Origin of the sequence: Blautia sp. MSK.18.38 (assembly GCF_024460535.1) — a bacterium.
Lineage (GTDB): Bacteria > Bacillota > Clostridia > Lachnospirales > Lachnospiraceae > Blautia_A > Blautia_A fusiformis.
The window spans coordinates 86,330-104,900 of sequence record NZ_JANFYP010000010.1 but is presented as its reverse complement, the minus strand read 5'-3'; the positions used below and the strand labels follow the sequence as shown (position 1 = coordinate 104,900).

At 44.6% G+C, this 18,571-nt stretch carries 19 protein-coding genes and 1 riboswitch; all 19 genes read right to left on the bottom strand.

The annotated features are described in order from the left end of the window. Positions 1 to 4: 4 nt before the first annotated feature. Positions 5 to 394, bottom strand: a complete 390-nt coding sequence (locus NE638_RS08300; protein ID WP_015524685.1) for a 4Fe-4S dicluster domain-containing protein — start codon at positions 392 to 394, stop codon at positions 5 to 7. Next, complete coding sequence (locus NE638_RS08295) at positions 391 to 1,185, bottom strand: CoB--CoM heterodisulfide reductase iron-sulfur subunit B family protein (RefSeq protein WP_021978211.1); 795 nt, start codon at positions 1,183 to 1,185, stop codon at positions 391 to 393. Before NE638_RS08295 ends, NE638_RS08300 begins: the two co-directional genes overlap by 4 nt. Before the next feature lie 374 nt (positions 1,186 to 1,559). Further along, positions 1,560 to 2,999: a L,D-transpeptidase family protein gene (locus NE638_RS08290; RefSeq protein WP_173746015.1), complete on the bottom strand. Its 1,440-nt coding sequence runs from the start codon at positions 2,997 to 2,999 to the stop codon at positions 1,560 to 1,562. A 214-nt stretch (positions 3,000 to 3,213) separates the two neighbouring features. Then, entirely contained in the window at positions 3,214 to 4,458 is a 1,245-nt protein-coding gene (locus NE638_RS08285) for a 3-isopropylmalate dehydratase large subunit (RefSeq protein WP_173746014.1), read from the bottom strand. Positions 4,459 to 4,479: 21 nt separating this feature from the next. Then, positions 4,480 to 4,971, bottom strand: coding sequence for a LeuD/DmdB family oxidoreductase small subunit (locus NE638_RS08280; protein WP_015524680.1), 492 nt, complete (start codon positions 4,969 to 4,971; stop codon positions 4,480 to 4,482). A 135-nt stretch (positions 4,972 to 5,106) separates the two neighbouring features. Then, positions 5,107 to 6,357 carry a 3-isopropylmalate dehydratase large subunit gene (locus NE638_RS08275; RefSeq protein ID WP_114002618.1) on the bottom strand — a complete coding sequence of 417 codons (1,251 nt, stop codon included), beginning with the start codon at positions 6,355 to 6,357 and terminating at the stop codon, positions 5,107 to 5,109. Positions 6,358 to 6,360: 3 nt separating this feature from the next. Next, the gene (locus NE638_RS08270; RefSeq protein ID WP_173746013.1) at positions 6,361 to 6,843 is read right to left on the bottom strand and encodes a LeuD/DmdB family oxidoreductase small subunit; all 483 of its coding nucleotides are present in this window, start codon (positions 6,841 to 6,843) and stop codon (positions 6,361 to 6,363) included. 139 nt (positions 6,844 to 6,982) lie between these two features. Continuing rightward, a complete protein-coding gene (gene fliB / locus NE638_RS08265) occupies positions 6,983 to 8,119 on the bottom strand; it encodes a flagellin lysine-N-methylase (RefSeq protein WP_059086870.1) in 1,137 nt (378 codons plus the stop codon). A gap of 139 nt (positions 8,120 to 8,258) precedes the next feature. Next, entirely contained in the window at positions 8,259 to 9,641 is a 1,383-nt protein-coding gene (locus NE638_RS08260; RefSeq protein ID WP_334295244.1) for an MATE family efflux transporter, read from the bottom strand. 126 nt (positions 9,642 to 9,767) lie between these two features. Further along, positions 9,768 to 10,355 carry a collagen-like protein gene (locus NE638_RS18425; protein ID WP_118608532.1) on the bottom strand — a complete coding sequence of 196 codons (588 nt, stop codon included), beginning with the start codon at positions 10,353 to 10,355 and terminating at the stop codon, positions 9,768 to 9,770. A gap of 123 nt (positions 10,356 to 10,478) precedes the next feature. Then, positions 10,479 to 11,558, bottom strand: a complete 1,080-nt coding sequence (locus NE638_RS08250) for a tetratricopeptide repeat-containing glycosyltransferase family 2 protein (RefSeq protein WP_129974984.1) — start codon at positions 11,556 to 11,558, stop codon at positions 10,479 to 10,481. A gap of 104 nt (positions 11,559 to 11,662) precedes the next feature. Further along, the gene (locus NE638_RS08245; RefSeq protein WP_015524673.1) at positions 11,663 to 12,310 is read right to left on the bottom strand and encodes an HAD family hydrolase; all 648 of its coding nucleotides are present in this window, start codon (positions 12,308 to 12,310) and stop codon (positions 11,663 to 11,665) included. Between the two features lie 18 nt (positions 12,311 to 12,328). Further along, entirely contained in the window at positions 12,329 to 12,802 is a 474-nt protein-coding gene (ribH, locus tag NE638_RS08240) for a 6,7-dimethyl-8-ribityllumazine synthase (protein WP_006427673.1), read from the bottom strand. Positions 12,803 to 12,831: 29 nt separating this feature from the next. After that, positions 12,832 to 14,049 carry a bifunctional 3,4-dihydroxy-2-butanone-4-phosphate synthase/GTP cyclohydrolase II gene (locus tag NE638_RS08235; RefSeq protein WP_118515669.1) on the bottom strand — a complete coding sequence of 406 codons (1,218 nt, stop codon included), beginning with the start codon at positions 14,047 to 14,049 and terminating at the stop codon, positions 12,832 to 12,834. 18 nt (positions 14,050 to 14,067) lie between these two features. Next, a complete protein-coding gene (gene ribE, locus NE638_RS08230) occupies positions 14,068 to 14,721 on the bottom strand; it encodes a riboflavin synthase (RefSeq protein ID WP_118515667.1) in 654 nt (217 codons plus the stop codon). Then, positions 14,703 to 15,830: a bifunctional diaminohydroxyphosphoribosylaminopyrimidine deaminase/5-amino-6-(5-phosphoribosylamino)uracil reductase RibD gene (gene ribD / locus NE638_RS08225; RefSeq protein ID WP_173746012.1), complete on the bottom strand. Its 1,128-nt coding sequence runs from the start codon at positions 15,828 to 15,830 to the stop codon at positions 14,703 to 14,705. Before ribD ends, ribE begins: the two co-directional genes overlap by 19 nt. A 275-nt stretch (positions 15,831 to 16,105) precedes the next feature. Next, positions 16,106 to 16,220, bottom strand: a riboswitch (FMN riboswitch). A gap of 501 nt (positions 16,221 to 16,721) precedes the next feature. Beyond that, positions 16,722 to 17,978, bottom strand: a complete 1,257-nt coding sequence (locus NE638_RS08220; RefSeq protein ID WP_173746011.1) for a tyrosine-type recombinase/integrase — start codon at positions 17,976 to 17,978, stop codon at positions 16,722 to 16,724. A gap of 64 nt (positions 17,979 to 18,042) precedes the next feature. Next, entirely contained in the window at positions 18,043 to 18,279 is a 237-nt protein-coding gene (locus NE638_RS08215) for a type II toxin-antitoxin system Phd/YefM family antitoxin (RefSeq protein ID WP_173746010.1), read from the bottom strand. 86 nt (positions 18,280 to 18,365) lie between these two features. After that, positions 18,366 to 18,560, bottom strand: a complete 195-nt coding sequence (locus NE638_RS08210) for an excisionase (protein WP_118608528.1) — start codon at positions 18,558 to 18,560, stop codon at positions 18,366 to 18,368. Positions 18,561 to 18,571 lie beyond the last annotated feature (11 nt).

The window sequence follows — 18,571 nt, the reverse complement described above, 5'->3', positions numbered from 1 at the left end:
TTTCTCACCTCCTGTATCTTCTGAACGCACTTACAAGCAGCTGCTGAGGAAGCTCCGGATCAAGAAGCTCCGGAATTTCATTTGGTGAAAGATAGTCTCCGCCTTTTTCCCGAACAACCAGCTGTCTTGCCCCGTCAATGATCTTTCCGGGTTTTACGTCTCGCGGACAGCGCTCCACACAGGCAAAACAGGAAAGACATTTCCACAGGGATGCTGAATTTACAAGTGCTTCGATATTTTCATTGATCACGTAGGACACAAACTGATGAGGCTTGATATCCATCTCGTCAAAGGATGGGCAGGTAGCAGAGCATTTGCCACACTTCATACATTTCAGAGGATTGGTCCCGCTGATCTCCTTTATTTTTTCCGCAGCAGAATGGTTATCTCTCATTTTGCCACCTCCTCTTTGACGCCAAGGGCTTCTGCCAGAAGCTCTGTAAAATAGTAAACCGGCATTTTATTTCCGGAATTTTTATTCAGATTGTATTTGCAGAGCGGACAGGCAGTGATCAGCATATCTGCGCCAAAGCCTGCTGCGCTTTCTTCAATCTTTTCACACATATTCTGTGACATTTCTTTTTCTTTCAGGGATATATATCCTCCACAGCATTCATTTCTGTAAGGATAGATCACAGGCTCAGCGCCAAGGGCACGGATAAAATCCTCCATGATCCTTGGATTTTCCGGATCATCAAATGCCATGATCTTTCCAGGTCTCAGAAGCAGACATCCGTAATAGGCTCCGATCTTCTTTCCGGTAAAAGGATTTACTACTTTTTCTTTCAGTTTATCAAAACCGACTCTGTCCCGGAGAACCTCCAGATAATGGAGAACGGTTGTCTCTCCTTCATAGGGAGCTTCCAACTGCATATAATTGTTGGCTCTGGTCCGGATATCTTCCACATTTTTCATATCATCATTGACACGCTTGATCACATGATGACAGGCTGAACAGATCGTCACCAGATCCTGGCCTTTTTCTTTTGCCTGGTTTAACGCACGGACGGAAGAAAGCTTTGTGGCGATCTCGTCTGTGCCAAGCGGATAAACACCACCACAACACTGCCAGTCCTCGATCTCCTCAAGCTCAAACCCAAGGGCTGCGGCACTGGCTCTGGCATACTCATCCAGATCTTTGGCCTTTGTTCTCAGGGTGCAACCCGGATAATAACTGTACTTCATACCTTTCATTATCCTTTCTTAGTCTAAAATCTGACGTTTATAGTAGATATTCTTGTTCATATATTGTCTTTTTTTTAACGATACATGAATAAAAAAATGAAATCTCAACTAACACTTATTTGAGTTTTTTATCAATTTGCACCCAAATAAAAGAGAAAAACACTCTTCCTCCGCAATTAAGAAGTGTATTAGCTCGATTTCCGAAATCATCATATCACGTTATTTCTGTTTCGACAAGGCTTTTTCGATATTTTTTTGTGTTTTTTTTAACGTACTTTTGAAAAGCCTTATCATTTACGATCCTGCTTCCATGATAATTTTCATTTTCGGGCATAAAAAAAGCTCCGGATCTCTCCGAAGCTTTTTTGCTCCTATCAGTAAATAATGATCGGATAACCTGCATCAATGGTGTTATAGATCAGTGCTGCCTGATCCTTAGGCAGATTGATGCAGCCGTGGCTTCCGTTGGTTTTATAACGGTTCCCGCCAAAGGATGACTGCCAGGACGCATCATGAAGTCCCTGTCCGTAGACAAAAGGCATCCAGTAATTAACCTTTACATCGTAACCATATTCATTGCTGGTAAGGTTAAAGGGACTCGCCTTGTAGGCGATCGGCCATGCACCACGATATGTTTCACGCCCCTTCACCGGCTTACCGCTGACAATATCTGTTTCCGTCACAAGGCATCCGTCCTTGTACAGCCACAAATGCTGTGCATCCAGACTGACCTCTATGTAACTGCCTGCCAGATCGTCTGTTCCGTTTCTCTGGTATCCTTTTTTGCTGTAAACAGGCTCTCTTGTTACAGCAGTACCACTTTTCAGGTCTTCCAAAAGCTGCGCATATTCTCCGTCCTGATCGATCCGGTATCCGTACTCATTTCCCTCAATGGTCACATCCGTTCCCGCAGATGTATGAAAGGTGCGGGGAACATAAATGGTATTGTATTTGTTGGCAAGCTCACTGATGTAGGCTTTAATGGCTTCTTCATCTAAAGTCAGCGTCTCCCCCTCAGCCTTCAGCCAGGATGTGATCGTATCGGAATCCAGAACAGCCGTTTCACTTCCGAATGTATAAGTTACTGTACTGCTGCGGTATTTCTTCAGCTGGCTGTTCAGGTCTGTAATCTTATTTTTCATATCCTCTGTTACAGTGACCGTCGGGCTTACATACACATGCTTGTTGATCGGTACTGTGATGGTATCCCCAAGCAGAGCCGTATCAAATGCTGCGTTCAGATTTGTGTCCACGGTAGTCTCCAGCTTATCCGGATCGATCTCCGTCCCCTGTACCTGTTTCACAAGGGTGAATTCTTTTTTCTCCTTATCGTACTGAATGGCTGCATCAACAGAAGCTTTTCTTTCTTCCGTACCGAAATTTGAAAGATCGAGAGCCTGCTTTTCCTGCTCCTCATCTTCCTCGATCTGACATTCCGGTTCTATATTTTCTTCCTTTGGAAAAAGCTTCCGGCTCTCTTCCCGCTGTTTCTGAATTTCTGTAAGCTTACTCAGAAGGGCTTCTTCATTGAGACTGTAGCCCAGCTCTTTCAAAGTTGTACTGTAAACTTCCTGATCATTTTCCTGAAAGGATACCGGACGATCTGCAAATTCCGCAGTGATCTTTTCTTCTGCCTGCTTTGCATCCAGTCCGGAAACATTCACTCCCCATATGGAAATCTTCCGTCCCAGCGTATTATGATCTGCCAAGTATGTATAGACAAATAACCCTGCCACTGCCAGGATCGTTACGCCAATGCAGATCCCAAGTATGATCTTCAGTGTCTTTTTACTGATGGTTGATCTTTTCTCCATACCCTTATCCCTCGAGTCTTATGTAATATATGTTATGTTGTCACACTGGCCGTTATTATAATACAATAAATCCCATTTTCTGTAAAAATGACTTATCCCGGATCCTTCTGATCCGGTAAAAAAGACAGACTGACGCCTCTGCGAAAATCTGTCTTTCTCATACGTTTCTTTATCTGTTTCTGGCAGCAGTATTTCTCTCAGAATCTTCTGCTTCTTATTCCGGCATTACGATCTTGCCTGCAACGGCACAGGCTGCTGCTGTTTTCGGAGATGCCAGATAGATCTGAACCTTGGAAGTTCCCATACGTCCCAGAAAATTACGATTGTTGGTTGCCACAACCTTCTCACCGTCTGTCAGGATTCCGCCGGTTCTTCCGCAGCAAAGTCCGCAGCCCGGATGCGTAATGATAGCCCCTGCTTCCGCAAGAGTATCCAGAATGCCAAGCTCAATAGCTTGGCGGTAAATTTTGCGGCTGGCAGGAGTCACGATCAGCTTTACAAAGTCTGCAACCTTTTTGCCCTTCAGCACCTCTGCTGCCGCCATAAGATCCTCCAGACGTCCGTTGGTACAGGAACCGATGAATACCTGGTCGATGGTCTCACCCTGAAGCTCACTGACATCACGGATCTTGTCCACCTGAGACGGACATGCCATTACCGGCACAAAATCCTCTGCTTTATAAGTTATGGTCTTCATGTAGACAGCATCCTCATCTCCCACAAGACTCTTCTGATAATCATCAAGCTCTACGTTGCAGTAAGCAGCTGTCTTCTCATCCGGTGTGAAAAGTGCACATTTCGCACCGGCCTCAATTGCCATATTCGCCATAGTCATACGGCTTGCCACAGACATATTTTCAATGGTGCTTCCGGAAAATTCCAAAGCACGGTAAGTAGCTCCATCTGCACGAAGGTCACCGATCAGGCGGAGGATAATATCCTTGGACATGACATTCTCCGGAAGTTCTCCGTCGATCACAACCTTTATGGTTTCCGGAACCTTGATCCACATGGTTCCTGTTCCCAGGATGCTGGCCATCTCTGTGTAACCGATGCCGGAAGAAAACGCACCGACACATCCATAAGTCGTGGTATGGCTGTCTGTACCAAATACAATATTACCGGGTTTAACATAACCTGCCTCAGTCATAAGCTGATGACAGATACCGTCACTTCTGTGTACGTTTTTCATGCCATATTTAGCTGCAAAAGCATCTCCCACATGGAAATGTCTGGTATCATCCTGCTGACTTGCCGGTACAAGATGGTCATAGATCAGAACAACCTTGTCCGGATCCCACAGCTTCTGAAAGCCCATCTCCTCAAATTTTTCCGCTACAAACGGAATAAAGATATCATGGATCATCACTCTGTCCACATTGACCGTCACGATATCACCAGGTTTTACTGCCTTGCCTGTATTATGTCTGATAATTTTTTCAATGATCGTCTCGCCCATTATTTCTCTCCTCTCCGTTTTTTAGTCCAGGCCGTTCAGCTTACGCATGGCTTTTACCAGTCCGCCAGCCTGGATGATATCCATCAGATTCTCCGGAAGAGAAGCGATCGGGTACTGTTTTCCATTGTGCTCTACATGCTCATTCATTACTACCGTAACCTGATCTCCCTCTTTTACATTGTCATGAAGATCCGGCTGCTCAATAAGAAGAAGGCCGTTGTTAATGGAGTTGCGGAAAAAGATCCGGGCAAAAGATTTCGCAATGACACACTGCACACCCAGTGCCTTGATGATCTCCGGTGCCTGCTCTCTGGAGGATCCGCATCCGAAGTTCTTTCCTGCTACAATAATGTCGCCCTTTTGGATCTGTCCGGCCAGCTCCGGACGAAGGGGGCTGAATCCGTACTGTTTCATATCGTCAATGGTTTTCAGTGCAAGGTACTCCGTCGGGATAATGATATCCGTATCAATATCATCACCAAGTACCCACACTTTTCCTGTAAATGCTTCCATATGTATATCTCCTGTTTATTCCGTTCCGTATCATCAGGCAAATGTTTTCTGTCTGCTCTGTTATAAGAACCCACGCCGAAACGGATCATCCTCTGATAATTTCTGAATATATTATTTAAATCTTTTCTGAAACTCTTATACTCTGTCAGCAGTTGCGATCTCACCTGCAACGGCAGATGCAGTAACTGTTGCCGCAGATCCCAGGTAAACCTTGGAGCTCGGATGCCCTGCACGTCCCTTGAAATTACGGGTTCCTGTGCTGATCAGAACCTCATTCTCGCCGATAACACCCTGGCAGCTTCCCCAGCATACACTGCAGTTCGGGTTCATAACAATAGCCCCTGCTTCCATGAAGATATCGATAAGCCCCTCCTTTAATGCCTGACGATAAATGGTCTGGCTTGCAGGAACAACCAGGAAACGAACTCCCTCTGCAACTTTTTTGCCTTTGATCACCTCTGCGCCTACACGGAGGTCTTCAATACGGCCGTTATTGCAGGAGCCAAGGAACGCTTCGTTGATCTTGATGCCGCAGGTTTCCTCAGCCGGAACCACATTGTCAACAAAGTCTGGCTTCGCTACAACCGGACGGACTTTTGAAAGATCAAAGGTATACTCTCTTGCGTAAACAGCATCCGGATCGCTATGATATACCGCTTTTGGCTCACGTCCATGCTCTTTCAGATATTCCAGAGCTTTATCATCAGCCTCAAAGATTCCTGTCTTCGCACCAGCCTCAACAGCCATGTTGCAAAGTGCCATACGGTCGCTGATGCTTAAGGTTCTGGCGCCCTCACCGGTAAACTCCATTGCCTGATAGTTGCAGCCGTTTGCCCCGATCTCACCGATAATGGTAAGGATCAGATCTCTTGCGTAAACACCCTCAGGAAGCTTCCCTGTCAGGTTAAATTTTACGGTTTCCGGAACCATGACCCAGGATGTTCCGGTCACCATTCCGTAAAGGAAATCTGTGCATCCTACACCGGTACCGAAAGCACCAAGTGCTCCGTAGGAACAGGTATGGCTGTCAGCACCGAAGATCAGCTGTCCCGGACGGACATAATTCTCGATCATGATCTGGTGGCAGACACCCTTTCCTTCCCAGAAATCAATATTATTTTCTCTTGCAAAATCTCTCATCTTTTTCTGGGATGCCGCTGTTTTCGGGCTGTCAGACGGTACGTTATGGTCTACGATTAATACCAGCTTCTTTGTATCTGCAATATGAGGATTTTTTAATTTATTGTTGTACATATCAACAGTCAGATGTGTGGTTCCGTCATTGCTCATCAGATGATCCAGTGAAACCGTATAGATATCTCCGGGTTTTACACTGTCCACTCCAGCCGCTGCCGCGATGATTTTTTCTGCGATCGTCATTCCCATCTCTTATTCCTCCTCACGGTTCAGAGAAGCGATAAGGCCGCCCTGATTCAGTATATTCTGCATGTATTCCGGCAGTTTTGTGCAGGAATAAGTCTTACCATTGGCAACAGCAGTTCCCTCGGACATATGAAGCTCCAGGGTATCTCCTGTCTTCACAGCATCCGGGAGATCCTTACAGACAATTGCCGGAAGTCCGATATTAATGGCATTACGGAAAAAAATACGAGCAAAAGATTTCGCAATAACTGCCTTTACTCCAAGTGCCTTAAGAACGCCCGGTGCCTGTTCTCTGGAAGATCCGCATCCGAAGTTCTCTCCTCCCACTACAAAATCTCCCGGTTTCACCTTCTTGGAAAAATCCGGATCCAGTGACTCAAATGTGTGACTCTTCATCTCATCCAGATTCGGCAGAAGCAGGTACTGGGATGCAATGATCTGATCGGTATCGAGGTCATTATGAAATTTAAAAATTGTTCCCTTATCCATAAAACAAGTTCCTTTCTGATTGTTATCCATTTCCGGGTTAACATTCCTCTGTTACCCTTTTCGTCCTATATTCTAACACAAAACGTCATATAATTAAAATGTATATTTTTAATACTTAATATAACTTCAAGTTATAAAGTCATTTTCCTGTGATCAGCGCAAAATATCCCCACTCCCACAGAAGTTCTTCAAAACTGTTCTCAAGATATTCCCGGATATCGTCTTCCTCATATCCGGTCATTCTGGAGATCACTACCATATAATCCCGGAGTGTTTCGTAGGGAAGAGATCCCCGTCCATCTTTCTGCCACCGAAGAAAAACAGCCTGGCGGATGGTGGCATATTCCATACCGATCCACTGCATATGGACCAGGGCATCTTCCAAATCTCCCTCCGGTGTCAGAAGATCTGAATATACTTCGTTGGCAAGAAAGCTCCGGAGAAGGTCTTCATATACACGAAATTTCCGATAAAAATCCTCCCGGGCTTCCACCAGTTCCTCTTCCTCATATTCTTCGGACAATTCCTCCGCAAGTTCCATCACCGGCTCCAGATATTTCCGGTAAAGTCCCTCTTTCCGGTAATTTACAGCCAGGTCCTGCAAAAGTTCATTGCATTCGTCCATGGTATCCAGAACAGGCAGCTCTATTTCATTAATAGCATGTTCCAGTTGGCGAATCGTTTTCTCTGAAAAATAATCTTCCACAAGCTCTGTGGTAAGCGGCATGTTCCAGTGAAGTTCCTTCAGAACATAAAAACTTTCAAGAAGGATTTCCTCCGGTGTTTTTTCAGGATCCATTATAAGATCCATAACCTTCCGGCGCACAAGAAAAAGCGGCTGTTCCTTTTCTTTTGGAGTTTCCGGAAAAGCGATTCTTTTCTTCTCCTTCCAGATGTCCAGGACAGCCGGGCAACAGGGCATCATGGTCGCTTCCTTATGATCCTGAAATTCATGGATCTCCCTTGGAAAAATCTGGCAGGTCTCTGAAAGCATCGAATCCCCATAAGCACTTACCAGATAGCACAGTCTGTTCTTTGCAAGAAAAGGACAGTCGTGCTCTTCCGTCATCTTCATGATCCGGCTGCCGTCCTTTTTCATGGTATAGGCCTGCAGGCAGCTTCTGTGTCCGGGCACCTCTGACGGCGGCTGGATGGTTTTCCAGTTTCTGTAGGTTTCATCATCTATGTTGATCTTCCATTCCCTGCAGCAGCTGATGGTGCATTTGTCTGCAATACAGGTAAATTCGTCGTAATAATCAGGTTTTAATAATTCCATGTTTCCTCCATATTCTTTATTTTCCAGCTCCAATGTCTCCTGTTTGCAAAATGGACATGAGTTGACCTGTTTTATTTTCCCCGTAAACACAGAAAAGCGGAATTCTATCCGCTTTTTCTGATATTCTGTGTATTCGTTTTTATTCTGCAGTCTCTCCCAGAAGCTGCCTGTGAACTTTCCGCCTTACAAACCAGAAACAGGTCACCTGCATGATGATCGTAAGGATCCAGGATGCCGGATAAGAAATAAACAGTACTTTCAGTGATCTGTGAGCCGGGAAAATTCCGAAAATCCACACAATTCGAAGGCCGACCGTTCCGATAATAGACAGGATCATCGGCACACCAGAGCGTCCCATTCCGCGCAGTGCTCCCGGAAACAGATCCATCTGTCCGCAAAGGAAATAGGTAACTGTGGTATAGACAAGAATCTCCATTCCGCATTGGATAACCTTAGGGTCTTCCGTATAGATCTTCAGAAGCTGCGGACCGAAAAAGTATGCACCACAGCCCATGGCAAAGGATACGACAAAGGACAGGATCATACAGTCAACAAGCACCCGGTCCATACGTTTCGGTTTTCGCACACCATAATTCTGACTGGTAAAGCTCATGCAGGCCTGGGTAACCGAATTCACGGACACATACAGAAATCCAAAAATATTATTGGCTGCTGTATATCCTGCCATAGCAATGGAACCAAAGGAGTTTACAGAAGACTGAAGAAGTACATTGGAAAAATTGATCACTGTACTCTGGATCCCGGCAGGCAGTCCCACCTGGAAGATCTGCTTCAGGTACTCTCCCTTTATGGACAGTTTTGAAAAACGCAGCTGATAGCTTCCCTCTGTCTGATACAGACACCGAAGGACAAGAATGCAGGAGATCAGCTGAGAGATCACCGTTCCGATTCCCACACCGGCCACGCTTAAATGACACACGATCACGAAAAACAGATTCAAAAGCGCATTGGCACAGCCGGAAATGATCAGAAAGACCAGCGGCCGCTTGGTATCTCCCACAGCACGCAGGATCGCCGCACCATAGTTATACAGCATAAAAAACGGCATTCCCAGGAAATAAATACGCATATAAAGAGTAGAAAGATCGATCACATCGTCCGGTGTATCCATCAGTTCCAGGCAGATTCTGGCAAAGATCACTCCCAGAACTGCCATGATGATCCCGCTGATCAGAGCCAGCAGGATCGATGTATGTACTGTTTCTGACATTTCTTCATCCTTACCGGCAGCATAAAATCTGGCTGCCAGCACATTGGCACCAAGAGAAATCCCGATAAAAAGGTTGGTAAACACATTGATCAGTGCGGTAGTGGAGCCTACTGCCGCCAGCGCCTCACTTCCGCTGAAACGTCCCACTACCACGATATCCACTGCATTGAACATCAGCTGCAGGATACCGGACAGCATCAGCGGCAGTGAAAACGAAATCAGCTTGTCCATGATCGATCCATTACACATATCGATCTCATACTTGTTTTTTTTCACGATTTCATCCCCCATGTTCATACTTACATAAGAATATTATAGCACCTTTCATCGGAAAGCTACAATGAAATATTTTTATGGAGAATATGCAGCGGCTGCATAAAATACGCAGCCGCACAGTAACGTGTGTTTATCATTTCACTATCTTTCCAGGAGTCCTGCATCACGAAGGTTTGCAAGAAGTGCATTAAAATCCTCCACAATATCATCTACCGTTGTTGCATTTCCAACAGCAGCTGCCGGGGTTACTGTTCCGGCAGGGCCGGTGGCTCCTGTTGCTCCTGTTGGACCTGCTGGACCCGTGGCTCCGATCGCACCAGCCGGACCTGTTACCCCCGTCGTTCCCGCTGGACCCGTGGCTCCTGTTGCTCCTGTCGCTCCCGTTGCTCCCGTCGGACCTGTTACTCCTGCAGGACCGGTGGCTCCTGTTGCTCCCGTCGGACCGATGACTCCCGCTGGACCCGTTGCTCCAGCCGGGCCCGTGGCTCCCGTATATCCCTGTATTCCCGGTTCCCCCTGCGGTCCCTGAGGACCCATAGGACCCGGAACTCCCGGACAGCCTCTGGGACCGGTTGGTCCTGTAGGTCCCACAGGGCCTGGGCAGCCTCTTGTTCCACATCTGTCACATCCACAGGAACTATGATTTCCATAACAGGACATACAGGACAAATCCTCATGACTGTCCTGCTGCATTTCCATTTCCTTACGTTTTCGATGCCTGAACAGCATTCTTCGATCACCTCATAGGAAAATAACTTTCCCTACAGTATATGACAACAGCTTTTACCTGTGCATAGGATCCCCGCAAGCTTGTACCCTGCCAGGAAAAATATAATAAAGATATCTTTTCTTTTATACCAGACCATATTTTTCCCAGAAATATTTCTGGTCATACAATACTCCCGGATCTTCCGGCTTCAGTCCCTTCGCTTTCTTATGAAAAAAGAATGCCTGCTCCGGACATCCCATCTTATCATAACAAACGCAAAGCTGCATATATGGCACAAATCCATGACACTCAGCCATAAAAAATCCACATTTTTTCTTATCTGACGGCACAGTAAGCGCCTGCCCATACCAATAGCCAGCCTGTCTGGGAAGCTCTCTTTCCAGAAAAATCTTTCCGACCTCACAACAGATTTCCGCCCTCGGCACATCCATAGTCAGACTGTACAGAAAAGCTTCCAGTGCGTACTTTTTTTCTCCCATTTTCCGGTAGCACTGTCCAAGTACAAAACAGGCATCGATCTTATTTTCCAGCCATCCGGATGGATTTTTCAGGAACTCCACCAACACAGCCTCTGTCTCCGGATAACGCTGATGATAATACAGTTCTCTCCCATAATAAAGCTGATGTCTGGGTTCCAGCGTTTCTCCTCCTGCCAGCATTTTTTCATAAATGCGAAGATTACGGTCCGGATCACCTTTTCCACATTTCCGGTGCCGGATCACCACATCTGAATAAATGATATTTCCCTCCGGAATCACAGTTTCATGAACTGCCCCATTCCATCTGAAATTTCTGGATGTTTTCATTATCCGCTCCCGAAAATATGAAAATGTTGTTCTCCCGCTCTGGTCAAACCCTGCCGCATATTCCATCATTACAACATCTGTTCCGGGATCCAGAGTTTCTTTAAGACTCTTCAGTTTTTCCAGATTTTCTTCATCCAGGACATCATCCGCATCCAGCCACATCCAGTAATCGGTGCGGACTTTTTCCAGAAGAAAATTACGCGGAGCAGAAAAATCATCACACCAAGGAAAATCAAACACCTGCGACGTATACTGCTCCGCGATCTCTTTTGTTCTGTCTGAAGAACCGGTATCTGCGATCAGGATCGCATCCATCACCTGAGAAACCGGCTTCAAGATCCTATCAAGAACTGCTTCTTCATTTTTTACGATCATACATAGACTGAGGGAAATCATATTTCAGGATCCTTCGGATTTTTATAATATTTATGCCGTTCCCGTCAGTCCTATGCCTTCTGTCAGTGTACAGCTTCTACTTTCGGATAAAGCTGAACTCATCCTCATATCACCAACTGTGGTATATCCTCTATATGTTCTGCAAGACGATCTGCTCCGTTCAGCTCCCCGCTCTCACCATATCCATACAGGCATCCTATAAATGGGCTTTTGCAGGCTCTGGCACATTCCAGATCCTGCCTCCTGTCTCCGACCACCAGATAAGGGCCTGTATATTCCCGGATGATTTCCTGCACAATTTCTGTCTTTGGACGGAATCCATACGATTCGCAGTCATAAAAATGATCGAACCATCGTTCCATCCCAAATTCCTTCCAGTGCGCCTCACGATAGGAAGCTTTACAGTTACTTAAGATCACAAGATGATATCCCCGGTTCTTCAAGGCTGTAAGCATCTCCTCTGCTCCCGGATACCACACTGCCTTATGCTTCCTGATCTGTCTGACCATCAGTTCTCCTACCATCCTGCTCGCCTGCTCTTTATAGCTCTGATCCAGCTCCGGCAAAAATGTATTCCACATCTCCTTACTGTTAAATCCCAGCCAGCCGGCAATTTCCGCCGAGCCTATCTCCCGTTCTTCTGCGGCCTTCTGTTCTGTCAGCCACTGATAGGTTTCACGAAATGCCGGTTCATAGATTCCAAGGGTATGATGGATCGTTCCATCATAATCGAATATGATCGTTTTTGTCATCATTTATTTCCCTATCTATTAGAGCTGCTTCATCAGATTGACCATCTCGATCGCAGATAACGCACAGTCATAGCCTTTATTTCCCGCTTTGCTTCCTGCACGCGCAATAGCCTGCTCGATATTCTCAGTCGTGATCACTCCGAATAAGACCGGGATCCCTGTTGCAAGTTCAACCTGTGCGATCCCCTTGGCAGATTCATTGCACACCAGATCATAATGTGAAGTATCTCCACGGATGACAGCTCCCACGCAGATAACTGCATCATATTTTCCTGACTGTGCCATTTTCTGTGCTGTAAGCGGAATCTCAAATGCTCCCGGCACCCATGCTGCAGTAATATTCTCTTCTTCTACTCCATGTCTTACCAGTCCGTCGACTGCCCCTCCCAATAATTTATTCACAATGATCTCATTGAATCTCGCTGCCACGATACCAACCTTCATTCCCTCCGGTGCTACTACTTTTCCTTCTACTAAATTGATCTGTCTCATTTTTTCTTCCTCCTGCTATTTGCTGTTTTTTATAAATTTATTTCCTTAAAAATATGACCCATCTTTTCCTGCTTCGTCTTCATATACTTCCGGTCATATTTTTGTACCGGAATCTCCAGAGGTACTCTCTCATTGATCTTCAGCCCGAATTCACCAAGCCCATAGACTTTATCCGGGTTATTGGTCAGTAATCTTAATGATTTCACACCAAGGTCTGACAGTATCTGTGCCCCAACCCAGTACTCTCTGAGATCCGGTGCAAACCCTAACTTCACATTAGCCTCCACGGTATCATATCCCTGTTCCTGAAGCGCATAGGCTTTGATCTTATTGATCAGTCCGATCCCTCTGCCTTCCTGTCTCATATACAGAATGATCCCTCTGCCTTCCGCCTCTACCTGGCGCATCGCTGTCTGCAGCTGCAGGCCGCAGTCACATCTGAGCGATCCGAATGCATCTCCTGTCAGGCACTCCGAATGTACACGGCAAAGCACATCCTCACCATCTCCTAGATCACCTTTTACCAGTGCCAGATGATGCTCTCCTGTAATGTCATTGATATAGCCATACATTTTAAAATCACCGTACTGCGTTGGGAGGTTTGCAGCTGCTTCCTCCTTTACATGCTTTTCATGTATTCTTATATAATCCTGCAGATCACGAATCGTAATAAATGTAAGGTTATGCTCTTTTGCCATTTCCCATAGCTGTGATGTACGCATCATAGTGCCATCTTCTTTCATAACTTCACAGCACACGCCGCATTCTTTCAGTCCGGCAAGTCTCATAAGATCTGTTGTTGCCTCCGTATGGCCATTTCGTACCAGAACCCCGCCTTTTCTGGAAATAAGCGGAAATACATGTCCCGGTCTTCTGAAATCCTCCGGTTTTGACTGATCATCCACACACTTCATAATGGTATAGGAGCGTTCTGCCGCAGAGATACCGGTGGTTGTATCTGCGTGATCCACTGCCACGGTAAATGCTGTACTGTGATTGTCCGTGTTCTCAGCAACCATCGGCGGAAAATTCAATCTCGCCGCAATTTCTGCACTCATCGGTGTACAGATAAGACCCTTTGCATAAGTCGCCATGAAATTAATATTTTCCCGGGTTGCAAACTCTGCCGCACATATCAGATCTCCCTCATTTTCTCTGTCCGGATCATCTGTGACCAGAACTATTTTTCCTTCCTTAAGATCCCTAAGTGCCTCTTCAATTGTGTTGTACTGATAATTTTGTGACATAGTGTATATCCTCCTGTTCTAAAACCCGAATTCTTCAAGAAACTTCATCGTAATTCCGGATTCTTTTTTCTCTTCTTCATTTTTTCTGATGCCAAGCAGTTTTTCTACATATTTTCCGATCACATCATTTTCCAGATTAACCAGATCCCCCGGCACCTTTTCCAAAAGGGTGGTTTCTTCTCCTGTATGTGGAATGACCGACACCTGAAAACCAGCTTCATCAACCCTTGCAACTGTCAGGCTGATCCCATCAATGCAAACGGATCCTTTTTCCACGATCAGATGCAAAATCTGTGGCGATGTCTCAATTGATACCCAGATGGCATTTTCTTCCCGGAGCATGGAACGTATCACTCCAGTCCCATCAATATGGCCGCTTACTATGTGTCCCCCGAACCTGCCATCTGCAGCCATTGCACGTTCCAGGTTTACCTGGCTTCCGGCTTTGCAACTGCCAAGACTGCTTCTTCTGATCGTCTCTGCCATCACATCGGCAGTAAATCCGTCCGGTTGGATCGACGTAACTGTCAGACACACACCATTCACAGCAATACTGTCACCGATTCTTGTCCCTTCCAGGACTTTCCGGGCTTTCACTGCCAGGATCCCTGATTCTCCTGTCAGCTGTATATAACGGACTTTTCCTTTCTCTTCTACGATTCCTGTAAACATGATTCCTCCTGTTTTTTCTCACACACCTGACATCTTATCCGGATGTCCTCACCGATCTGGCAGATATCTATATATTTCAGTTCTACTGCTTCAGACGGGAATTCAACTCCGATACCTTCTACCGGTGTCTTCCCGGCCACACCACCAAACAGCTTTGGTGCCACAAAAGCCTGTACTTCCTTTACAATTCCGGCTCGCAGGGCACTGTCATTTAACGTACCGCCTCCCTCCAGGAGGATGCTGTCAATACCCCTGTTTCCAAGATCTGTCATCAGCTTTTTAAGGTCTATCTGATCCTTTTCATCCGGACAGTAAATGGTCTCAACTCCCATAGTATGTAATATTTTTATTTTTTCTTCTGTATTTTTCTGATCTGCATAAGCCACGATCGTCCGGTACTTTTCCGCACTTTTTACGATCTGACTGTCCGGCGGGATCCTGAGCTTACTGTCGCACACAATCCTGACAGGACTTTTCCAGCCTTCTACCCGGACGTTTAACATCGGATCATCTGCAAGCACAGTTCCAATACCTGCCATGATCCCCATGTACTGATGCCGCATATGCTGTACTTCTTTTCTTGCCGCTTCTCCGGTGATCCATTTTGATGCTCCTGTCTTCGTTGCGATCTTCCCATCCAGTGTCATGGCATACTTCATCACCACATAAGGAGTCTTCGTAGTAATATAATGGAAAAACACCGGATTCAGCTGATCACATTCTTCTCTCATAAAATCTTCAACTACTGTTACACCGGCTTCCCTTAACATCTGTACACCTTTTCCTGCCACTTTCGGATTCGGATCCCGGGAACCGATCACCACTTTTCTGATCTTCTGTTCAATGATCGCTTCCGTACATGGAGGTGTTTTTCCATGATGACAGCAAGGCTCCAGCGTAACATAAATCACCGCACCTTCTGCTGATTCTGTGAGGGAAGCAATTGCATTACGTTCCGCATGAAGTTCTCCATACTTTTTATGATAGCCTTCCCCAATGATCCTTCCGTCTTTTACGATCACTGCCCCTACCATCGGATTGGGATTCGTCCAGCCTTCTCCTTTTTGGGCCAGCTGAATCGCCCGAAGCATATATTCCTGATCCGTCATTTTTATTCCTTCTTTCTTATTCCTGTTCTTTGTCTGGTACGCCGAGGCTTTTAGACCTGTGCAATCGGATTCACAGACAAGTGAGTGGTATATTTATTTCGAAAACGATGTGCCAAATACAAAAAAAGCCTGCAGAAATATCTGCAGGGTGGAATTGATCTGTTACATATGATCGATAAATAAATGTCTGATTATTTCCTACATAAAAAGCTCTGAAATGGATCACCATCTCAGAGCTCTGATACTACATTCATTCATACAAAAATCAACTGTACTATCATCTTCTTCCATCCAGACTGTACTGTCGGCCCCGGAATCTCACCGGATCATGCCTTTCGGCTCGCGGGCTCTACCGCCGGTAGGGAATCACACCCTGCCCTGAAGATATCTTTTTGTTTATTTTAATACTTTATCTGTTATTTGTAAAGTGGAATTTTTTTATTTAAATTCCACCGCCCTACCACTGTTATATATAAAACAAGGTGAGAAGCCTGATTTTCAGGCTTGCCACCCTTGCATATCATAGAAGAATCTTATTTACAGACTTTTTCTCACAGTCTCGAATTTATTCCCCAATACGCAAAAAAACCTTGAATCATCCCATTTTCATAGGAAATTCAAGGTTTTTCATTGATTTACATGATAAAATTACGGTTCAAATTCTTATGCGAACTGTAAGATTATGCGTTCATCTGCGATGCGATATTTTCGACTTACATTCCAACCTGCTATGCAAAGTTTTAAGTCTTACATTCCTGCCTGCTATGCGAATAATCCAGTTAAAATCAGCATTTTCCGCTATGCGGATCTTTCTGTTTTATATTACTTTAACAATCAATCTAAAAACGTTTCAACAACCTCATTACGTAACTAATTGAGTAATTCTATTGCCTACATAATACCAAGAAGCTCGTCCTGCACAACTCTTTGTGCTGCTTTCGTATTATCCAGAAAGTCCCCCAAACGTTCTGCTTCTTTTAGTTTTATATCGTCCAATACATGTGTATATGACACCGTTGTATTATAATTTGAGTGTCCCATAATCTCCTGTACTGTCCGAGGGGTCATTCCTTTTTCAAAACATCTTGTTGCAAAAGTATGTCTCAAAGCATGTGGATGGACTCTTTCAAATTTCTTCGGAATTGTTCCCGAATATTCCGCTTCTATTCGAAGCGTCTCATTTATCTGTTTTGTAATGTTTCTCATATCATTTTCAATCGTATAACGACCTATTGGAGTTCCTAATGATGTAGTGAATATCAGATCGTCCATATCTTTGGGCTGTTTCCATTTCTTTCCCATGTCAGCTCGCTTGGCTTTCTGTTTTTCAAACTGCCTCATTAGTATATCTTTTGTCTCTCCAAAAAAAGGAATTTTTCTGACAGAATTTTCTGTCTTGGGTGATGTAAAAAACATAGTTTTCACGCCATCCTCATATTGATATGACAGAGATCTTTTTATACTGATAAATCGATTCGTAAAATCAATATCTCTCCACTGAAGTCCACCAACCTCCCCGATACGCATTCCTGTAAGCAACATCAGCTTATACATTTCTTCATACCAGCTTTTTGTTCTTTCCAAATGTTCTATAAAAATTTCCTGCTCTTCTACTGTCAGTACTCTTCTTTCAACTTTATCACACTTTGGAATAACAACTCCTATAGTCGGATTAATAGAAGTTAAACCATTCGCCATAGCTGCCTCAATACAGTTCTGTAAAATACCAGTCGCTTCTCTGACCGACTTCGATGATCTCCCAGCTTCGAGCATATCAGCAATCGCTGTCTGAACATGTAATTGGCGAATATCTTTCAGATTTTTTGATCCAATTCTCACACCATAATAGTTTACAAATTTACGCCTATACTGAGCTGATCCTCCATTTTTCAATGTCGGAGCCTTATATTTTTCGTACCATTCCTCAAACCATTCATTTAATGTAAGAGTATCAGTTTCATAGCCTAACCATATTGAACCTTTTCTGGCTTCTTCCACTGCTTCAGCAAATTCTTTTTTAAGAGTCCTCAATTTCCAACCATATAATAAAACGCTTTTTCCTGCAACCTGCGCTCTCGCCATATAGCGTCCATCAGGTCTCTGTGTTAAACCTCTGCCAAGTTCTTTTCCTTTTAAGTCTTTTCCCATAATTTTCACCTTCATAATTGTTGCTTGCAATTTCAAAAGTAAAAACTATCGGCGGTCTATCAGATCACTCGGAAATGGGATGCTCTTTTTCTTCTGCCCTATCAGAATACTTGCCTTTTTTAAATTTCACATTTCCATAAAAGTCACTCATACCAGAGTTTTTTTCAAAAGTTTCCAAACTCATGATTACCATGTCTCCATAGCCATTCTTCGTTATAAAAACTGGTTCTTCTGACTCATGGCACATTTCTGACATTCTATTCGTATCTCTTAGTTCTCTAATAGGAATTATTCTGGGCATCTTTTCATCTCCTTTCTTCCATATTGTAGCATAATTGTGCATCAACATCAAGTGTCTATTACCGCCTTTTTTACTTTTGTTGAACATTACATTTTCAGTTGAAACTTAGCACTTTTCTTCAATTCAGCATCTAAAAGCTCCTTATGAATCAACACTCGTCGTCCGACTCGAACTACATACTTACAACTAGGATTAGAAAGCAGTTCTCTCGCTTTCGTTTTTCCAATTCCCATATATGTACAGAATTCCTCTACAGACAACAAAGTCTTTTCAAGTTCCAAATTGTCACCCC

What these genes read in the sequence shown, in the direction of transcription:
- NE638_RS08300 (WP_015524685.1), bottom strand. Translation starts at nt 394, where the DNA reads ATGAGAGATAACCATTCTGCTGCGGAAAAAATAAAGGAGATCAGCGGG.
- NE638_RS08295 (WP_021978211.1), bottom strand. Translation starts at nt 1,185, where the DNA reads ATGAAGTACAGTTATTATCCGGGTTGCACCCTGAGAACAAAGGCCAAA.
- NE638_RS08290 (WP_173746015.1), bottom strand. Translation starts at nt 2,999, where the DNA reads ATGGAGAAAAGATCAACCATCAGTAAAAAGACACTGAAGATCATACTT.
- NE638_RS08285 (WP_173746014.1), bottom strand. Translation starts at nt 4,458, where the DNA reads ATGGGCGAGACGATCATTGAAAAAATTATCAGACATAATACAGGCAAG.
- NE638_RS08280 (WP_015524680.1), bottom strand. Translation starts at nt 4,971, where the DNA reads ATGGAAGCATTTACAGGAAAAGTGTGGGTACTTGGTGATGATATTGAT.
- NE638_RS08275 (WP_114002618.1), bottom strand. Translation starts at nt 6,357, where the DNA reads ATGGGAATGACGATCGCAGAAAAAATCATCGCGGCAGCGGCTGGAGTG.
- NE638_RS08270 (WP_173746013.1), bottom strand. Translation starts at nt 6,843, where the DNA reads ATGGATAAGGGAACAATTTTTAAATTTCATAATGACCTCGATACCGAT.
- fliB (WP_059086870.1), bottom strand. Translation starts at nt 8,119, where the DNA reads ATGGAATTATTAAAACCTGATTATTACGACGAATTTACCTGTATTGCA.
- NE638_RS08260 (WP_334295244.1), bottom strand. Translation starts at nt 9,641, where the DNA reads ATGGGGGATGAAATCGTGAAAAAAAACAAGTATGAGATCGATATGTGT.
- NE638_RS18425 (WP_118608532.1), bottom strand. Translation starts at nt 10,355, where the DNA reads ATGCTGTTCAGGCATCGAAAACGTAAGGAAATGGAAATGCAGCAGGAC.
- NE638_RS08250 (WP_129974984.1), bottom strand. Translation starts at nt 11,558, where the DNA reads ATGATTTCCCTCAGTCTATGTATGATCGTAAAAAATGAAGAAGCAGTT.
- NE638_RS08245 (WP_015524673.1), bottom strand. Translation starts at nt 12,310, where the DNA reads ATGACAAAAACGATCATATTCGATTATGATGGAACGATCCATCATACC.
- ribH (WP_006427673.1), bottom strand. Translation starts at nt 12,802, where the DNA reads ATGAGACAGATCAATTTAGTAGAAGGAAAAGTAGTAGCACCGGAGGGA.
- NE638_RS08235 (WP_118515669.1), bottom strand. Translation starts at nt 14,049, where the DNA reads ATGTCACAAAATTATCAGTACAACACAATTGAAGAGGCACTTAGGGAT.
- ribE (WP_118515667.1), bottom strand. Translation starts at nt 14,721, where the DNA reads ATGTTTACAGGAATCGTAGAAGAGAAAGGAAAAGTCCGTTATATACAG.
- ribD (WP_173746012.1), bottom strand. Translation starts at nt 15,830, where the DNA reads ATGACGGATCAGGAATATATGCTTCGGGCGATTCAGCTGGCCCAAAAA.
- NE638_RS08220 (WP_173746011.1), bottom strand. Translation starts at nt 17,978, where the DNA reads ATGGGAAAAGACTTAAAAGGAAAAGAACTTGGCAGAGGTTTAACACAG.
- NE638_RS08215 (WP_173746010.1), bottom strand. Translation starts at nt 18,279, where the DNA reads ATGCCCAGAATAATTCCTATTAGAGAACTAAGAGATACGAATAGAATG.